Source organism: Kocuria tytonicola, from assembly GCF_003687455.1.
In the GTDB taxonomy this organism is placed as follows: Bacteria; Actinomycetota; Actinomycetes; order Actinomycetales; family Micrococcaceae; genus Kocuria; species Kocuria tytonicola.
In genome coordinates, this window is the sequence record NZ_PHOA01000004.1 from 1 (window position 1) to 16,619 (window position 16,619).

Genomic DNA, 16,619 nt, shown 5'->3' on the forward strand with positions numbered 1-16,619 from the left:
GTACACGATGCCCTCAACCATCGTGCGCGCGTCGGAGAACTTGCGGCCCGGCTTGCCCGTCGGGCGGGGCAGCAACTGCGCGATCAGTGACCACTGGGCATCCGAGAGAACCTGAAAACGTGACACGCCACGATCGTTTCAGACCCCGCCACCAACCTTTGTCAGACACGCCCTAGGTGCACGGTGTGTTCCAGGTACCCTCGGTGACCATGACTGTGTGTCCCTGCGGTGGAGTCCCTGCCGGTGCATCCCTGGCCGAGTGCTGCGGGCCGGCCCTGACGAACGAGGCGTGGCCCGAGACCGCGGAGGCCCTGATGCGCTCGCGGTACACGGCGTTCGCCACGGGGGCGGAGGACCACCTGTTCCGCACGTGGCATCCCCGTACCCGGCCCGCGGACACGTCCATCGACCCCGACACCCGCTGGACGGGGTTGCGCGTGGAGAGCACCGTGGCCGGCGGACCCGAGGACGAGCACGGCATCGTGGAGTTCACGGCCGCCCATGAGAGCGGTGGTCGGCCGGGCGCGATGCACGAGATCTCCGAGTTCACCCGCCGGGCCGGACGCTGGATGTACGTGGGTCCCGTCTCCCGGTAATCGTTCGCCCGCGCCGGCGGTGGCAGGGCCCGTCCACCCCTGTGACCGGTGCCGGCCCCGGGGCGCGGGTGCGCAGCCGAGTGCGCCGGTGTGCACGCACCCCTCCCACCCGTTGGGTCGGTGCCGGCTCCCGGGCCCGGCAGTAGGGTTGCCCCATGAACATTGAGATCCGCAAGGGCGACATCACGAAGGTCCAGACGGACGCGATCGTCAACGCCGCCAACTCCAAGCTGCTGGGCGGCGGGGGAGTGGACGGCGCCATCCACCGGGCGGCCGGTAAGCAGCTGCTGGCCGAGTGCAGGCAGCTGCGGGAGACCACGCTCCAGGACGGTCTCCCCGCCGGTCAGGCCGTGGCCACGGACGGCTACGACCTCCCGGCCAGGTGGGTCATCCACACGGTGGGACCGGTCTACGCCAAGACGAAGGACAAGAGCGACATCCTGGCGTCCTGCTACCGGGAATCGCTGCGCGTGGCGGACGAGATCGGCGCGACATCCGTGGCCTTCCCCGCCATCTCCGCGGGCATCTACGGCTGGCCCATGGACGGTGCCACGCAGATCGCGGTGGACACGGTCCTGGCCGCGGACACGGACGTGGATACGGTGGTCTTCGTCCCGTTCTCGCCAGAGGCAGAAACCGCATTCCAGGCAGCCCTCGACGCTGCGCAGAGCTGACGCGTCCCGCAGAACGCCGACCCCAGCTGGCGGTAGACGCTTTCCAGTGGAGCAAATGCACCGGGAACGGGCCCGCCGTGCATTTGCTCCACTTCACAGCGCGGGCGGCCCGGGACCTGCCCGCGGCCGCCCCGCGGTCGGTGCGGTCCGGCCCCTCAGATCAGGCCCAGCTCCGTCACCGCGGCGCGTTCCGCCTCCAGCTCCGCCACCGAGGCGTCGATGCGGGAGCGGGAGAACTCGGAGATCTCCAGCCCCTGCACGATGGACCAGTCCCCGCCGGACGTGGTCACGGGGAACGAGCTGACGAGCCCGCGCGGCACCCCGTAGGACCCGTCCGAGACCACGGCCATGGAGGTCCAGTCCCCGCGCTGGTTGCCGAGCATGAGGTCCCTCGCGTGGTCGATCGTCGCGCTCGCCGCGGACGCCGCCGACGACGCTCCCCGTGCCGCCAGGATCGCGGCACCGCGCTGCGCCACGGTGGGGATGAACGTGTCCTGCACCCAGTCGCGGGACACCAGGTCCAGGGCCGGGCGGCCCGCGACCCTCGCGTGGTCCAGGTCCGGGTACTGCGTGGCGGAGTGGTTTCCCCACACGCTGAGGTGCTTCACGTCCTCCACGGACGTCCCGGTCTCGGCGGCCAGCATGGCCACGGCCCGGTTGTGGTCCAGGCGGGTGAGCGCGCTGAACCGTGTGGCGGGGGTGTCCGGGGCGTTGCGCTGGGCGATCAACGCGTTGGTGTTGGCAGGGTTGCCGGTGACCACCACGCGGACGTCGTGGTCCGCCACGTCGTTGAGTGCCCGGCCCTGCTCCGTGAAGATCGCCCCGTTGGCCTCCAGCAGGTCTCCACGCTCCATGCCCTTGGCGCGCGGGCGGGCCCCCACGAGAAGCGCGAGCTGGGCGCCGTCGAACACCGAGCGGGGATCGGAGCCGATCTCCACGTCCCGCAGCAGCGGGAACGCGCAGTCCTGCAGCTCCATGACCGTGCCCTCCAGCGCGGGCAGCGCGGACGGGATCTCCAGCAGCCGCAGCCGCACGGGGCGCTCGCGGCCCAGCAGGTCCCCGTGGGCGATGCGGAACAGCAGACTGTAGCCGATCTGACCAGCGGCTCCGGTGACGGCAACGGTGACGGGGGAGAGGCTCACGGTGTTTCCTCCTCGAGTGCGTGACGCGCGTGTGGTGCGTCACAGGGACGTCGGTGCCCCGAGGCTATCAGCGGTACCCGTTCAGCGGACGGCGGAAGCCCCTGTGTCTGCGGGGGCCGCGCGGCCACAATGAGGACATGGCTGACACCGCATTCCAAGGAAATCCCGTGCACACCGTGGGCGAGCTGCCCGCCGAGGGCTCCACCGCCCGCCCGTTCGAGCTCGTGGGCGCGGACCTCGCCGCCGTGGCCTCGGACGAGTTCACCGGCAAGCGCATGGTGCTCAACATCTTCCCGTCCCTGGACACGGGCGTGTGCGCCCAGTCCGTCCGGGAGTTCAACAGGCGCGCCACCGAGCTGCAGGACACCGCCGTGCTGTGCGTGTCCAAGGACCTGCCGTTCGCCCACGCCCGCTTCTGCAGCGCGGAGGGCATCGACAACGTGGTCAACGCGTCCGCCTTCCGCTCCTCGTTCGGGGAGGACTACGGCGTGGACATGACGGACGGCCCGCTCGCGGGCCTGCTCGCGCGCGCCGTGGTGGTCGTGGACGAGAACGGCACGGTGGTCCACACCCAGCTCGTCCCGGAGATCACGGACGAGCCGGACTACGACGCCGCCGTGGCCGCCCTCTCCTGACCCGCACCACTGCGGGCTGCGCCGGGCGGTACGACGCCGCTGCCGTCGCCGAGTCCTGACCCGCACTTTTCGTACCGGCCCAGAGAAGACGCCGCCGCGCCCCGGGAAGGGGACGCGGCGGCGTCGTCGTGCGCGGAGCGGATCAGGCCGTGAGGGAGTCCATGATCCGGTTCAGCGTGGCGGACGGGCGCATGACGCCCGAGACCAGCTCCGGCTTGGGCCAGTAGTAGCCGCCGAGGTCCGCGGGGGAGCCCTGCACGCCCAGCAGCTCGGCGTTGATGGTCTCCTCGTTGGCGCGCAGCTCGGAGGCGATCTCGCGGAACGCCTCGGCCAGCTCGGCGTCCTCAGTCTGCCGCGCGAGCTCCTCGGCCCAGTACATGGCCAGGTAGAAGTGCGAACCGCGGTTGTCCAGCTCGTTGACCTTGCGGGACGGGGACTTGTTCTCGTCGAGGAACGTGCCCGTGGCCCGGTCCAAGGTGTCCGCGAGGACCTGGGCCTTGGCGTTGTCGTAGCGGCTGGCCAGGTGCTCGAAGGACGCCGCGAGCGCCAGGAACTCACCGAGGGAGTCCCAGCGCAGGTGGTTCTCGGCCTGCAGCTGCTGCACGTGCTTGGGCGCGGACCCGCCGGCGCCGGTCTCGAAGAGCCCGCCGCCGTTCATGAGCGGCACGATGGACAGCATCTTCGCGGAGGTGCCCAGTTCCAGGATGGGGAACAGGTCCGTGAGGTAGTCGCGCAGCACGTTGCCGGTCACCGAGATGGTGTCCTCGCCGCGGCGGATCCGGTCGATGGTGAACTTCGTGGCCTCCACGGGGGAGAGGATGCGCAGGTCCAGCCCGTCCGTGTCCTCCTGCGCGAGGCAGGTGTTGACCTTCTCGATCAGGTTGCGGTCGTGCGCGCGGGACTCGTCCAGCCAGAACACCGCGGGCATCCCGGACTCGCGGGAACGGCGCACGGCCAGCTGCACCCAGTCCTTGATGGGGGCGTCCTTGGCCTGGCAGGCGCGCCAGATGTCACCGGGCTGGACCTCGTGGGACATCAGCACGTCTCCGGCGGAGTTGACCACCTGCACGGTGCCGGCCTTCTGGATCTCGAAGGTCTTGTCGTGGGAGCCGTACTCCTCGGCCTTCTGCGCCATGAGCCCCACGTTCGGGACGGTGCCCATGGTGGTGGGATCGTACGCGCCGTTCTCGCGGCAGTCGTCGATGACCGCCTGGTACACGCCGGCGTAGGAGGAGTCCGGCAGCACGGCCAGGGTGTCCTTCTGCTCGCCCTCGCGGCCCCACATCTGGCCGGAGGTGCGGATCATCGCGGGCATGGAGGCGTCCACGATCACGTCCGAGGGGACGTGCAGGTTGGTGATGCCCTTGTCCGAGTTCACGTAGGCCAGCTCGGGGCCGTGGTCGATGGCCTCCTGGAAGGCGGCCTTGATCTCGGCGCCGTTCTCCAGCGCGTCCAGGCCGGAGAGGATCCCGGCCAGACCGTCGTTGGGGGAGAGCCCCGCCGCGGCGAGGTCCTCGCCGTAGCGCTGCATCACGTCCTGGAAGAACGCGCTGACCACGTGGCCGAAGATGATGGGGTCCGAGACCTTCATCATGGTGGCCTTGAGGTGGGCGGAGAACAGGATGCCCTCCTCCTTCGCGCGGGCCACCTGGGCCTTCAAGAACTCGTCCAGTGCGGCGGCGCTCATGAAGGTCGCGTCCACCACCTCGCCCGCGAGCACGGGCACCGACTGCTTGAGCACGGTGGTCTCGCCGCCGCTCACGAGCTGGATGGTGAGCGTGTCGTCCGCGGGCATCACCACGGACTGCTCGTTGCTGCGGAAGTCGTCGTGGCCGAGGGTGGCCACGTTCGTCCTGGAGTCCTTGGACCACGCGCCCATGGCGTGGGGGTGCTTCTTGGCGTACTCCTTCACCGCCTTGGGGGCGCGGCGGTCCGAGTTGCCCTCGCGCAGCACGGGGTTCACGGCGGAGCCCTTGACGCGGTCGTAGCGCGCGCGGATCTCCTTGGCCTCGTCCGTGGAGGCGTCCTCCGGGTAGTCCGGCAGGTCGTAGCCGTCCGCCTGCAGCTCCTTGATGGTCGCCTTCAGCTGCGGGATGGACGCGGAGATGTTGGGAAGCTTCACGATGTTGGCCTCCGGGGTCTTGGCGAGCTCCCCCAGCTCGGTCAGGGTGTCCGGGACGCGCTGCTCGTCGGTGAGCCGGTCCGGGAACTGCGCCAGGATGCGGGCGGCCAGGGAGATGTCCCGGGTCTCCACCTCCACCCCGGCCGTGGACGCGAACGCCTCGACCATGGGCTTGAAGGAGTAGGTGGCCAGCATGGGCGCTTCGTCGGTCTCGGTGTAGATGATCTTGGGCATGGACAATGACTCCTTGCATAGACGGTCACTGGGGCTACCCGTCAGCCTACCGCTGTCCCGCCCGCGCGGCCCCGCCGTGACGGGCGCGGATCCGCGGGTGTGACCACCCTCTCCGGCGTCAGCTGCCCAGGGTGTGCCGGATGCGCTCGCGCTCCTTCTCGAGCTTGTGCAGCCGGCGGCTGAGGCCGAACATCCGCACCGAGCCCACGAGCGCCATGATCAGCGCCCCGGCAATGGCCGAGAGCAGCATGGCCACGCCGAGCGGCAGGTTGAAGGACCACGCCATGTACTCGAAGTGCGCGGGCACGTTGTTCTGGAGGATGAAGACCAGCAGCAGGATCAGCACCACCACGCCGGCGATCAGCGCGGCCCACACCGTTCCGGAGACGCCGCGCTTGGCGGGAGCGTCCAGGGCCGGGTCCACGGTCTCGGCCGCGGCGGTGCCCCGCGGGGCGCGTCCCCCGGCATCGGGGTGCGTGTCGGCACCCGGGCGCACCGCGGCGTCGTCGTGGCTCGCGGCGGCGGGCGACGCCGATCGGGCGGGTTCCCCGGGCGCGTCACCCAGGTGCCCGGTCTGGGGGTTCGACACGGGGACGGCACCGGTGTCCGGGCGGACGCCGCCGGCGTCGGACGCCGCGGTCTCACGGGCAGCGGCGGGGCGGTCGTGCGGGGTGTTGCTCATTGGGGTCCTCCCGGGGAAGTCGTGTGCTGGGTGGCACCAGCGTAGGCCAGGGCACCGACGAGGTGGGCGGCGTAGGTGTGGCGTCACGACACGCCCGAAAACAAAACCTCCCGACGACACGCTGGCATTTTTCCCCGAATCGGTTAGCGGCGGGTAACCTGTCATTCATTGTGAGACGCACCACAGTCATCGGTGACGCCAGCCACGGCTCGGGGTAACAACCACCGGGGGTGCAACACACATTCCATGGGCACCACATCAGGAGGAAACGTCATGGGAAAGTACACCTTCAAGGGCAAGGCCGCCGTGTCCCTCGCGGCGATCGCCGCACTCACGCTGACCGGCTGCGCGAGCGTCGGTGGCGGGGACGACAGCAAGGGCGGTGGTGACAGCAGCGCGGCAGGCAAGGACGGCGGCGTGGTGACCGTCGCGGAGACGAACAAGTTCTCCGGCGCCAACGCGGGCTACACGAAAACCAACTTGGACATCAACGGTCACGTGGCCGCGATGACCCGCGAGGGTTTCGCCAATGTGGACACGGAGCAGAAGCTGCACCCCAACGAGGGGTTCGGCACCTACAAGAAGGTCTCCGACGATCCTCTGACGGTCGAGTACGAACTGAAGGACACGCAGTGGTCCGACGGCAACAAGATCGACAAGGCCGACATGATGCTGTGGTGGAGCGAACTCTCCGGGTACGCCAATGACGCGGACGAGGAGGCCAAAACCGGCAAGGACTACTTCTCGATTGCCGGCTCCACGGACATCCTGCACACCACGGACATGCCCAAGTTCTCCGAGGACGGCAAGAAGATGACCGTGACGTGGGGCAAGCCCAACGCGGACTGGGAGATCGCCTTCGACTCCAACTCCTTCATGCCCGCCCACGTGGTGGCCAAGAAGGCCGGCATGTCCGAAGACGAGCTGCTCAAGGTGCTCGAGAACCAGAAGAAGGGCGATCCCAAGAGCCCCCAGAAGCAGCCCGAGCTGGAGAAGATCGGCAAGGCGTGGGACACCGCCTTCAACTTCACCTCCACCCCGGACGACAAGGACGTTCTCGTCTCCAACGGCCCCTACAAGATCGAGAACGTGGTGGAGAACAACTCCATCACCCTCAAGAAGAACGAGAACTACAAGGGCAGCATGCCCGGCAAGCTGGACGAGATCACGCTGCGCACCATCGGTGACGCCACCGCGCAGATCCAGGCGCTGCGCAACGGTGAAGTGGACATCATGCAGCCGAACAACGTGAACAAGGACACCCTGGACCAGGTGCAGCAGATCGAAAACGTGAATGTCCAGAAGGGCGACCAGCTCGCGTACGACCACCTGGACCTGAACTTCGGCTCGGACACCTTCAAGGACAAGGATGTCCGCGAGGCGTTCCTGAAGACCGTCCCGCGCCAGAAGATCGTGGACCAGCTCATCAAGCCGGTCAAGGACGACGCCTCGGTGCTGAACTCCCAGATGTACGTCTCCAGTCAGGGGGAGCCATACAAAAAGGCCACCGAGGTGAACGGTGCCGAGAAGATGTACGGCGAACCGGACATCGAGGGCGCCAAGAAGCTGCTCGGCGGCAAGACGCCCACCGTGCGCATCCTCTTCAACAACGGCAACCCGCAGCGCACGGACACCTTCCAGCTGATCAAGGAGTCCGCGGAGAAGGCCGGCTTCAAGGTGCAGGACCTCGGTGACCCCAACTGGTCCGAGAAGCTCTCCGACGGCGACTACGACGCCTCCCTCTTCGGCTGGGTCTCCCCGGGCGTGGGCACCGAGATGCTGTCTCAGATCTTCAAGACCGGCGGTGGCGGCAACTACAGCAAGTACTCCAACAAGGACGTCGACAAGCTCGTGGACGAGGCCCGCACCAACCTGGACGAGTCCAAGCGTGTGGACCAGATCGCAGAGATCGACAAGCACACCTTCGAGGACGCGTACGGCCTGCCGCTGTTCCAGTCCGTGGGCTACGTGGCCACCTCGGACAAGATCTCCGGCGTGGACAAGTACCAGCCCAATCAGACCGGTGTGTTCTGGAACGTCTCCGAGTGGAGCCGCAAGTAGGACGGTCGAGAACCGTTGACCGAGGCACTTCCCTCATGACCGCTGCGCGGGCGCGGGCCTCCCGCGTCCGCGCAGCGTCGTGACCACCACTCGTTCAGAGGCAGCAACATGACTTCATACATTCTCAGACGGCTCATCACGGCCGTGCTCATCCTGCTGGGCGCATCGTTCATCGTGTACCTCATGACGGCGGCGTCCGGAGACCCCCTGTGGGACCTCTACGGCAACCCCAACGCACAGCAGCTCATCCCCGCGCGCGTGGAGGCCCTCAACCTGGACACCCCGCCCGTGCTGCGCTACTTCACGTGGCTCGGTGGCGCGGCCGGGTGCCTCGTCCCCTTCGCGGACACCTGCTCCCTGGGCGTGAGCCGCGACGGCCAGCAGGTCACCGAGCTGCTGGGCTTCGCCATGACCCAGACGATCATGCTGGTCACGGTGGGCACCATCCTGGCGATCGTGGTGGGGATCACCCTGGGCATCGTCTCCGCTCTGCGCCAGTACTCGGGTCTGGACTACGGCATCACGTTCTTCACGTTCCTGTGCTTCTCCCTGCCGAGCTTCTGGCTCGCGGTGCTGCTCAAGGAAGTGGTGGCCATCCAGTTCAACGACTTCCTGCAAAAACCCGTGCTCTCCATGGCCACCATCGTGGTGATGTCACTCGTGGCGGGCGTCATCTGGTTCCTGGTCTCCTTCGGACAGATGAAGACCAGGCTCCTCATGGGGGCACTCGGCTTCGTGGTGACCTTCGGCATCATCTACTTCGTGCTCGCCACCGACTGGCTGAACCACCCGTTCCTCGGCATTCCGCTGATCGCGCTGACGGGCATCCTGGTGGCGGTGATCGCCACCATCCTGATGGCCGGACTGCGCAACAGGCGCGCGCTGTACGCCGCGCTCGGCACCGTGGTGGTGGGCCTGGCGGTCTACTTCCTGGTGCAGGACATGCTGAGCAACGGCGGATTCCTCACCATTCTCGTCTTCACCGTGGTCATGACCGCTGCGGGCGCTGCCATCGGGTACCTCGCCGGCGGCTACGACCGCGGCCAGGGCGCCCGCGTGGCGGGAGTCACCGGGTTCTTCGTCGCCCTGCTGATCATCCTGGACCGTTTCATGCAGTCCTGGCCGGAATACGTGAACTCGAGTCACATCCATGGTCGCCCCATCGCCACCGCGAACTCGGGCACCCCTGGGTTCACCGGTGACTTCTGGGCCACCGGGCTGGACCGCTTCACCCACCTTCTGCTGCCCACCATCTGTCTGACCCTGCTGGCACTGGCCTCCTACTCCCGGTACTCGCGGGCGTCCATGCTGGAGATCATGGGCCAGGACTACGTGCGCACCGCTCGTGCCAAGGGGCTGTCCGAGCGCACTGTGGTCATGCGTCACGCCTTCCGCAACGCGCTAATCCCTCTGGCCACCCTCGTGGCCTACGACATCGGCGGGCTCATCGGCGGCGCGATCATCACGGAGTCCGTGTTCGCGTTCACCGGCATGGGACAGCTCTTCGTGCAGGCGGTGCGCAACGTGGATCCCAACCCGGTGATGGGTGTCTTCCTCGTCACCGGCATCGTGGCCATGGTCTTCAACCTGATTGCAGACCTGGTCTACTCCGTACTCGACCCGCGTGTGAGGGTGAAAGCATGAGCCAGCCACAACCCATCGACGTTCCCGAGACCGTGGAACAAGTTCCCGAGCAGGGGCAAAAGCCCCAGGACGTGCGCGGCAAGAGCCAGGGACAGCTGGTCCGCCAGCGCTTCTTCGGCAACACCGGCGCGGTCGTCTCCGTGGTCGTGCTCCTGTTCATCGTCGTCCTCTCCGTGACCTCCATCGGCATCGGCCCCATCCCGGGCTGGTGGAAGTGGAGCCCGGACGCCACCGGCACGGTGATGAACAGTGGTCGCCCCACCCTGTCGCTGCTGCCGCCCTCGCTGGGGGAGCACCCGTTCGGCCAGGACAACCTGGGGCGGGACCTGTTCGCCATGTGCATGCAGGGCACCCAGTACTCGTTGATCGTGATGATCGTGGTGGGACTGATCGCGGGCATCGTAGGCACGGTGGTGGGCGGCCTCGCAGGCTACTTCCGAGGCTGGACCGAGGCCGTGCTGATGCGCCTGACCGACGTCATCATCATCATCCCGCTGGTCATCTTGGCGGCGCTGCTGGGCCGGCTGGCTATCTCCTGGGTGCGCTCGCACGGGCTGCCCACGTTTGCCACGGTGCTCGCCCTGGGTGTGCTGATCGGTCTGGCCTCCTGGCCGCCCCTCGCACGTCTCGTGCGCGGTGAGTTTCTCACCCTGCGCGAGCGCGAGTTCGTGGACGCCGCACGCCTGGCGGGCGCCTCCAGCGGCCGGATCATCTTCAAGCACATCCTGCCGAACACCGTGGGCGTGATCACGGTGAACATCACGCTGCTGATGTCCTCCGCGATCCTGCTGGAGACCTCGCTGTCCTACCTGGGTCTGGGCATCCAGGCCCCGGACTGGTCCCTGGGTCGGCTGATCAACGAGAACCAGACCGCCTTCGCCACCCGGCCGTGGCTGTTCTGGTGGCCCGGTGTGTTCATCGTCGCCATTGCACTGTCGATCAACTTCATCGGCGACGGCCTGCGGGACGCGTTCGACCCGCGCCAGCGCAAGTTCAACCCCAAGCGCGCCCGCGAGGCCGGCTCGGGCACGGACACCCTCCGGACCCCGCTCGCCGACGCCGCGCAGCCGGGTGCCGCGGGTCAGGCCACCCGATGACCAGCCGGGTGTCCCACGGTGTACAGGACCCCGCTCGCGGCGAGGAGCACCACGACCGCCGCGAGCGGGCCTGCCACCACGCGGATGCGGACGGGCTCGACCTGTCCGTCACGGGCGAAGACGTCCAGCTCGCCGGTCTCGATCCTGCGCTGCCACTCGGTGCGCACACGGTGGGCGGCGGCGCCGGACGCCGTGGAGGTCAGGTCACCCGGACGCACGCTCCCGTCGGGACGGGCAATGGGGTGGTTGCGGTTCACGGCGTCCGTACCGGCACGGAACGTCGCGCCGGCGCCCGCCGCGGGCAGCGCGAAACTGGAGTAGGTCCGGTCCTCGGTGGCGATCGTCACCGCGAACCGCGTGCGCACGTCCACGATCCGGCCCCACGGGACGGCCACGGTGCGCGCGGGATTCACCAGGCGCACCTCCCCCGGGTGGATCTCCAGGCGGGGGCGCCAGTACAGCGCGTACCCGAGGGCCGCGAGCCCGAGGCACCCGCACACCGAGGCCGCGTGGTGTGCGGCCGTGTGACCCCACCCGGTCACGGCCACCACGAGACCCAGCACCACCAGGAATCCGGTCAGCCACGGCGCCGACGCCGCTCGGAAGGTTTCGTGGGCCGCGGCCCCGGCGGGTTCGTCATGGGTCTTCGGCATGGCCCCCATGCTAGGCAATGCGCGCACGGGACGACGGCGCGCCCCCTTCTCGACACGATGGAGCACACACGATGAGCACCTCGCACCAGCCCGGTGACCTCCCCGAGGGCACGCCCGAACCGCACGGCGCGGGGGAGCACCCCGGTTCCGTGAACCCCGACGAGACCACCGCGCCCGAGCACAACGCACCGTGGAACGGCGCCCGGGCCGGGGACGGCCGCGTGGCCACACCGGACGCCGACGCCGCCGCGTCCGGTGCCGCCGTCCCCGGAACCTCGTCCGCGGGCATCGCGGCGGGCGGGGCCACGGCGGCCGGGGCGCACGCGAGCGGGGAGCCTGCCGCCGGAGGAACCGCGGTCGTGGCCGCGGCCGGGGCGGGTGCGAGCGCCGCGGGCACCGAGAAGCGCCGCGGCCGCCGGGCCCAGCGTCCCGAACCCACCGCTCGCAGGAGTAGGACCCGCAAGACCGTGGCGCGTGGTGAGCCCGTGCTGAGCGTGCGCGGTTTGTCCGTGGACTTCGGCGTGGACCGCGAGTGGGTCCCGGCCGCGATCGACCTGAACTACGACGTGGCTGCGGGCGAGGTGCTCGCAATCGTGGGCGAGTCCGGCTCCGGCAAGTCCGCGAGCTCGATGTCCATGCTGGGTCTGCTGCCCTCCAACGCCCGGGTGAACGGCTCAGCGAAACTCGGCGACGAGGAGCTGATCGGGCTGCGGGGCAACGCGCTGCGGCGCGTGCGCGGCGAGGAGATCGCCGTGATCTTCCAGGAGCCCATGACCGCACTGAACCCCGTGTACACGGTGGGCCAGCAGATCGTGGAGACCATCCGCCTGCACCGGGATGTCTCCCCGGCGGAGGCCACCGAGCGCGCCAAGCAGATGCTCACCATGGTGGAGCTGCCGGACCCGGAGAAGGCGTTCCGCTCCTACCCCCACCAGCTCTCGGGCGGTCAGCGGCAGCGCGCCATGATTGCGCAGTCCCTGTCCTGCGACCCCAAGCTGCTGATCGCGGACGAGCCCACCACGGCGCTGGACGTGACCGTGCAGGCCGAGATTCTGGACCTGATCCGCAACCTCAAGGACCAGCTGGACTCCGCGGTCATCCTCATCACCCACGACATGGGTGTGGTGGCGGACCTCGCGGACAAGATCGCGGTCATGCAGAAGGGCGTGATCGTGGAGCAGGGCACGGCGGAGCAGATCTTCTCCGCGCCGCAGCACCCCTACACGCGGTCCCTGCTGGAGTCCGTACCGCACCTGGGCCAGGGCAACGAGTCCGACGAGTCCGTGGACATGGTGGCGGTGCTCGAGCGCTCCCTCGCCATGCCCCTGGCCCCGGACCGCAGCACGGCCGAGGAGGCCTCGATGGACACCCTCGCGCAGCGCGTGGTGGCCCCGGTGCTGCAGCTCAAGGACGTGGCGATCGAGTACCCCAAGCAGGGCCGCAACCCGGCGTTCCGCGCGGTGGAGGACGTGAGCCTCACCGTGGCCGCGGGGGAGACCGTGGGCCTGGTGGGCGAGTCCGGTTCCGGCAAGACCACCATCGGCCGTGCGGCCGTGGGTCTGCTGCCCACGGTGGCGGGTTCCCTGGTGGTGGACGGCGTGGAGCTGGCCGGGGCCTCCCGGTCCACGCTCAACAAGGTCCGCAAGGACGTGGGCATGGTCTTCCAGGACCCGTCCTCCTCCCTGAACCCGCGGCTGCCCATCGGCGAGTCCATCGGAGAGCCCATGTTCCTGGCCGGTGCGGCCAAGGGTGCGGAGCTGCAGAACCGGATCGAGCAGCTGCTGGACCAGGTGCGCCTGCCGCGCAACTACCGCAACCGCTACCCGCACGAGCTCTCGGGCGGTCAGAAGCAGCGCGTGGGCATTGCCCGTGCCCTGTCCCTCAAACCCAAGCTGCTCGTGGCGGACGAGCCCACCTCCGCGCTGGACGTCTCCGTGCAGGCCACCGTGCTGGACCTGTTCGAGGAGCTGCAGCAGGAGATGGGCTTCGCGTGCCTGTTCGTGACCCACGACCTCGCCGTGATCGACCGGCTCGCCAACCGCATCGTGGTCATGCAGCACGGGCACATCGTGGAGCAGGGCTCGCGTGAGGCGGTGCTGCGCCACCCGGAGCAGGAGTACACCAAGCGGCTGCTCGCAGCCGTCCCGGTGCCCTCGCCCGAGGCTCAGCGGGTGCGCCGCGAGCTGCGTCAGCAGATGGCGCAGCACGTGTCGTAGCGGCGGGTCGCGGCGGCGTCGGGCCTGCAGGGCGTCGAACCGCAGCCGACGCCGCGCCGGCCCGCGACCGACCGGTCGTCCAGGCTCGCGGGCACTCGGACCTGCCGCGTTGCGGCCCAGGAGCACGGAACGGGACGTCATCCACCGGATGGCGTCCCGTTCCCATGGGTTTTCCGCGCAGTCGCTGGTGACGCTGGCGCCATGGTGAACCCCACGCGACTCTCATCCGACCTCGCCCGCCTGCGGCGCGAGACCGGCGCCTACCTCTCCACCGTCCGGTCCCTGTCCGCGACGCAGCTCACGCAGCCCTCGCTGTGCGGGTCCTGGGACCGCGCGCACGTGGTCGCCCACCTCGCGTCCAACGCCCGGGCCATCGCCAAGCTCGTGGAGTGGGCCGTCACGGGCGAGCCCCAGCAGCCCTACACGTCCCGTGACGCGCGGGACGCGGAGATCGACGAGCTGGCGGACCTGCCGCGGGAGGAGCTCATCCGGCTCTCGGAGGACAACGCCGCGTACTTCGCGCAGCAGTGCGAACGGCTCTCCGGGGCGCTGCGGGCAGAGGATCTCGATCTGGACGGCAAGCCCATCACTGCCGCCACCATTCCGGCGGTGCGGATCGCGGAGCTCGTGATGCACCACGACGACCTCGACACGTCCTGGACCCTGGCAGATGCGGACACCGAGTCCGCCCGGGACACCCTGGAGGGCGCGGTGCGTGCGATGCGCGCGAAGGGCGCACCGGGCATGACGCTGCGCACCACGGAGCACGACGAGTGGATCATCGGCGACGGTGGTCAGCTCGTCACCGGGGACCGCGTGGGGATGCTCCTGTGGCTGGCCCGGGGCAGGAAAGAGGGCGTCAGCTCGGAGGGCGCGCTGCCCGAGCTGCCCACCTGGTGAGCTGAGGCCTCTGCCACGGTGGGCGGGCCCTCCGGCCCGGCCAAGACCCTCCCGGGCGGTTCAGGAAACGTGCGCTGCGGTCACGAGAGCACTGCGAGGGCATAGGCCGCGAACAGGGCGAGGTGGGCAACCCCGTGCACCGCCGTGGCGCGCGGTGCGGTGAACGTGACGACCGACAGGAGCAGGCTCACCGCGAGCAGCACGAGATCCGCAGGCTCGGGGGCCAGCACCACGGGTTGCCCCGTGAACATGCCGATGACCAGCACTGCCGGGATCGTGAGCCCCAGAGTGGACACCAGGGCCCCGTGACACAGGTTGCTGACCCGTTGCAGTTCGCCGGACAGTGCCGCCCGCACGGAGGTGATGGACTCCGGAAGGAAGACGATGCCCGCGATCAGCACCCCCGCGAGAGCGCTCGGGGCACCCAGCCTGCCCAGACCGTCGTCGAGCAGCGCGGCCATGCTGTGGGGCAGCAAGACCACGGGCAAGGCGGTGAGGACCAGCAGAGCCAGCCGGGAGAGGAGTTCTGCGCGGTGTTCGTGGAACACGGAGCCGTGCGCCGACGTGCTGGGGGACGCAGCTGCAGCGCTCCGTTCCGCACGGTGGATCCGGGGGTCGACCTCCGTGAAGTCGCCGGCCTGCACACCGGTCTGGCGGCGGAGGAAGAACGCGTAGCCGCCGAGCACCAGCAGCAGCGAGAGGTACGCCGCCGCTCCGGCGTGGTTGGGGACCATCCCGCCGTGGCGCAGCCCGCCGACCACCAGGCACAGCCCGATCACCAGGTCGAGGATGATCATGGCCACGGCCATCACGGAGTCGCGCGCGATGCTCCCGTGCTCGCCAGGGCCGAGCATCACCGCAGAGATCAGCACCACCTCCACCACCACGATCGACAGCGTGAGCACCAGGGATCCGTAGGGGTCTCCCAGTCGTTCCGCCACGTGCTCCGCCTGCGCGACCACCCCGGTGGAGGCGAAGAGGATGACCCCCACGATGGCCGCGAGCGCGAGCACCAGCGGAAGCACGGGCACGGGCGGGGTGAGGGGCCCGGAGAGCAGGGCCAGGACGACGACGGCGAGCCACCCGACCGCGAGCCGGGCGAGCGCCAGCGGGGTCAGGACACGGCGCAGGGTGGGGAGCATCGGAGGATCACCTGGTTCCTCAGGACCCGGTGGGCCCCGCGAGGGGCAGGGTCGTCCCCGGGGGCGTGGAACGGTGACCGGGTCGTCCCGGCACCGTGTGCGGCGCGAGGGCCGCGACGAGGTGCGGTGGAGCGGGGAGGCTGCGCCGGGACGCGGCGGGACGGTTCAGTCGCGCACGCCGAAGAGCCAGGCGTCCGCGCGGTCGGTGTGTGGGTCGTCGAAGTTGACGAAGGTCCGGCCCTTGGCCTCGACCTTCTTGTACTCCTGGACGACCTCCAGGCTCAGCCGTTCGCGGTGCTCGACTTCCACGATCACCGCGGTGGCGCCGGAACGGTCCGGGAGGGTGGCGGGGTAGGCGAGCGCGGCCACGAGGATCTGGGGTGCCTTCTCACGCGCCATGGCGCGCAGGGTGTCCAGGATCTGCTCGGGGCGCATGTCCGCGGCCTCCTGCGGGTCCACGGAGTTCAGCTCGAACTCGCCGTCCTTGCCGCCGGTCACGAGGAACGCCGGGAACGCGCCGTACGCCGCGACCTGCTCCTCCACCACGGCCTGCACGTGGCTCAGCGCGGTGTCCACGGTTTCCACGGCCGAGTCCGAGATCCACTGGCGCCACGCGTTGTCGTGGTCCGCGCGGGCGCGGGCCGCCTCCGCCTTCGTCATCCGGGACGTGCCCCGGGCGGGCGTGGTGCGGCGTCGTGCAGGGCGAGCGGAGAACTGTGCCACGAAGGAGGACTCCTCAGAACGGTGGAGGGGCGGATGGTGTGCTGAGTCCAGGGTAGGCGCTCGCTAGACTGGATCGGAACCACTCAGCCAAGACCAGG

Annotated in this window: 14 protein-coding genes and 1 pseudogene; 8 read left to right on the top strand and 7 right to left on the bottom strand. The window is 69.3% G+C overall.

The genetic code is table 11. The features are described from left to right. A pseudogene (locus CWC38_RS01075) lies at window positions 1–126 on the bottom strand (IS5/IS1182 family transposase); the annotation flags it as partial. Window positions 127–209: 83 nt separating this feature from the next. On the opposite strand from CWC38_RS01075, the gene CWC38_RS01080 reads away from it, so the two are divergent. After that, window positions 210–596, top strand: a complete 387-nt coding sequence (locus CWC38_RS01080) for a YchJ family protein (protein WP_121845046.1) — start codon at window positions 210–212, stop codon at window positions 594–596. Between the two features lie 155 nt (window positions 597–751). Then, complete coding sequence (locus CWC38_RS01085; RefSeq protein ID WP_121845008.1) at window positions 752–1,270, top strand: O-acetyl-ADP-ribose deacetylase; 519 nt, start codon at window positions 752–754, stop codon at window positions 1,268–1,270. Window positions 1,271–1,425: 155 nt separating this feature from the next. Here the strand turns inward: CWC38_RS01085 and CWC38_RS01090 are convergent, their stop codons facing one another. Continuing rightward, window positions 1,426–2,412 (bottom strand): malate dehydrogenase, encoded by a 987-nt coding sequence (locus CWC38_RS01090; protein ID WP_121845009.1) that lies wholly within the window; start codon window positions 2,410–2,412, stop codon window positions 1,426–1,428. A 137-nt stretch (window positions 2,413–2,549) separates the two neighbouring features. On the opposite strand from CWC38_RS01090, the gene tpx reads away from it, so the two are divergent. Next, window positions 2,550–3,047, top strand: coding sequence for a thiol peroxidase (gene tpx, locus CWC38_RS01095; RefSeq protein WP_121845010.1), 498 nt, complete (start codon window positions 2,550–2,552; stop codon window positions 3,045–3,047). A 142-nt stretch (window positions 3,048–3,189) separates the two neighbouring features. Here the strand turns inward: tpx and CWC38_RS01100 are convergent, their stop codons facing one another. Beyond that, entirely contained in the window at window positions 3,190–5,403 is a 2,214-nt protein-coding gene (locus CWC38_RS01100; protein WP_121845011.1) for an NADP-dependent isocitrate dehydrogenase, read from the bottom strand. Window positions 5,404–5,521: 118 nt separating this feature from the next. Next, a complete protein-coding gene (locus CWC38_RS01105) occupies window positions 5,522–6,085 on the bottom strand; it encodes a LapA family protein (protein ID WP_121845012.1) in 564 nt (187 codons plus the stop codon). A gap of 273 nt (window positions 6,086–6,358) precedes the next feature. On the opposite strand from CWC38_RS01105, the gene CWC38_RS01110 reads away from it, so the two are divergent. The 3 genes from CWC38_RS01110 to CWC38_RS01120 all read left to right on the top strand — a co-directional run bounded on the left by CWC38_RS01110 (window position 6,359) and on the right by CWC38_RS01120 (window position 10,887). Continuing rightward, entirely contained in the window at window positions 6,359–8,146 is a 1,788-nt protein-coding gene (locus tag CWC38_RS01110; RefSeq protein WP_121845013.1) for an ABC transporter family substrate-binding protein, read from the top strand. A gap of 108 nt (window positions 8,147–8,254) precedes the next feature. Further along, a complete protein-coding gene (locus tag CWC38_RS01115) occupies window positions 8,255–9,790 on the top strand; it encodes an ABC transporter permease (RefSeq protein WP_121845014.1) in 1,536 nt (511 codons plus the stop codon). After that, window positions 9,787–10,887 carry an ABC transporter permease gene (locus tag CWC38_RS01120; RefSeq protein WP_240624978.1) on the top strand — a complete coding sequence of 367 codons (1,101 nt, stop codon included), beginning with the start codon at window positions 9,787–9,789 and terminating at the stop codon, window positions 10,885–10,887. The genes CWC38_RS01115 and CWC38_RS01120 overlap by 4 nt, the downstream gene beginning before the upstream one ends. Here CWC38_RS01120 and CWC38_RS01125 read toward each other — a convergent pair. Further along, a complete protein-coding gene (locus CWC38_RS01125) occupies window positions 10,872–11,540 on the bottom strand; it encodes a PH domain-containing protein (protein ID WP_121845047.1) in 669 nt (222 codons plus the stop codon). The genes CWC38_RS01120 and CWC38_RS01125 overlap by 16 nt on opposite strands. A 71-nt stretch (window positions 11,541–11,611) precedes the next feature. On the opposite strand from CWC38_RS01125, the gene CWC38_RS01130 reads away from it, so the two are divergent. Together CWC38_RS01130 and CWC38_RS01135 are read left to right on the top strand one after the other, a co-directional pair. Then, a complete protein-coding gene (locus CWC38_RS01130) occupies window positions 11,612–13,756 on the top strand; it encodes an ABC transporter ATP-binding protein (protein ID WP_240624979.1) in 2,145 nt (714 codons plus the stop codon). Between the two features lie 201 nt (window positions 13,757–13,957). Then, window positions 13,958–14,656 carry a maleylpyruvate isomerase family mycothiol-dependent enzyme gene (locus tag CWC38_RS01135; RefSeq protein ID WP_121845015.1) on the top strand — a complete coding sequence of 233 codons (699 nt, stop codon included), beginning with the start codon at window positions 13,958–13,960 and terminating at the stop codon, window positions 14,654–14,656. Between the two features lie 80 nt (window positions 14,657–14,736). Here the strand turns inward: CWC38_RS01135 and CWC38_RS01140 are convergent, their stop codons facing one another. Together CWC38_RS01140 and CWC38_RS01145 are read right to left on the bottom strand one after the other, a co-directional pair. Then, window positions 14,737–15,798: a calcium:cation antiporter family protein gene (locus CWC38_RS01140; RefSeq protein WP_121845016.1), complete on the bottom strand. Its 1,062-nt coding sequence runs from the start codon at window positions 15,796–15,798 to the stop codon at window positions 14,737–14,739. Between the two features lie 165 nt (window positions 15,799–15,963). Next, a complete protein-coding gene (locus tag CWC38_RS01145) occupies window positions 15,964–16,521 on the bottom strand; it encodes a hypothetical protein (RefSeq protein WP_240624980.1) in 558 nt (185 codons plus the stop codon). Window positions 16,522–16,619 lie beyond the last annotated feature (98 nt).

What these genes read in the sequence shown, in the direction of transcription:
- CWC38_RS01080 (WP_121845046.1), top strand. Translation starts at nt 210, where the DNA reads ATGACTGTGTGTCCCTGCGGTGGAGTCCCTGCCGGTGCATCCCTGGCC.
- CWC38_RS01085 (WP_121845008.1), top strand. Translation starts at nt 752, where the DNA reads ATGAACATTGAGATCCGCAAGGGCGACATCACGAAGGTCCAGACGGAC.
- tpx (WP_121845010.1), top strand. Translation starts at nt 2,550, where the DNA reads ATGGCTGACACCGCATTCCAAGGAAATCCCGTGCACACCGTGGGCGAG.
- CWC38_RS01100 (WP_121845011.1), bottom strand. Translation starts at nt 5,403, where the DNA reads ATGCCCAAGATCATCTACACCGAGACCGACGAAGCGCCCATGCTGGCC.
- CWC38_RS01105 (WP_121845012.1), bottom strand. Translation starts at nt 6,085, where the DNA reads ATGAGCAACACCCCGCACGACCGCCCCGCCGCTGCCCGTGAGACCGCG.
- CWC38_RS01110 (WP_121845013.1), top strand. Translation starts at nt 6,359, where the DNA reads ATGGGAAAGTACACCTTCAAGGGCAAGGCCGCCGTGTCCCTCGCGGCG.
- CWC38_RS01115 (WP_121845014.1), top strand. Translation starts at nt 8,255, where the DNA reads ATGACTTCATACATTCTCAGACGGCTCATCACGGCCGTGCTCATCCTG.
- CWC38_RS01120 (WP_240624978.1), top strand. Translation starts at nt 9,787, where the DNA reads ATGAGCCAGCCACAACCCATCGACGTTCCCGAGACCGTGGAACAAGTT.
- CWC38_RS01125 (WP_121845047.1), bottom strand. Translation starts at nt 11,540, where the DNA reads ATGCCGAAGACCCATGACGAACCCGCCGGGGCCGCGGCCCACGAAACC.
- CWC38_RS01130 (WP_240624979.1), top strand. Translation starts at nt 11,612, where the DNA reads ATGAGCACCTCGCACCAGCCCGGTGACCTCCCCGAGGGCACGCCCGAA.
- CWC38_RS01135 (WP_121845015.1), top strand. Translation starts at nt 13,958, where the DNA reads ATGGTGAACCCCACGCGACTCTCATCCGACCTCGCCCGCCTGCGGCGC.
- CWC38_RS01140 (WP_121845016.1), bottom strand. Translation starts at nt 15,798, where the DNA reads ATGCTCCCCACCCTGCGCCGTGTCCTGACCCCGCTGGCGCTCGCCCGG.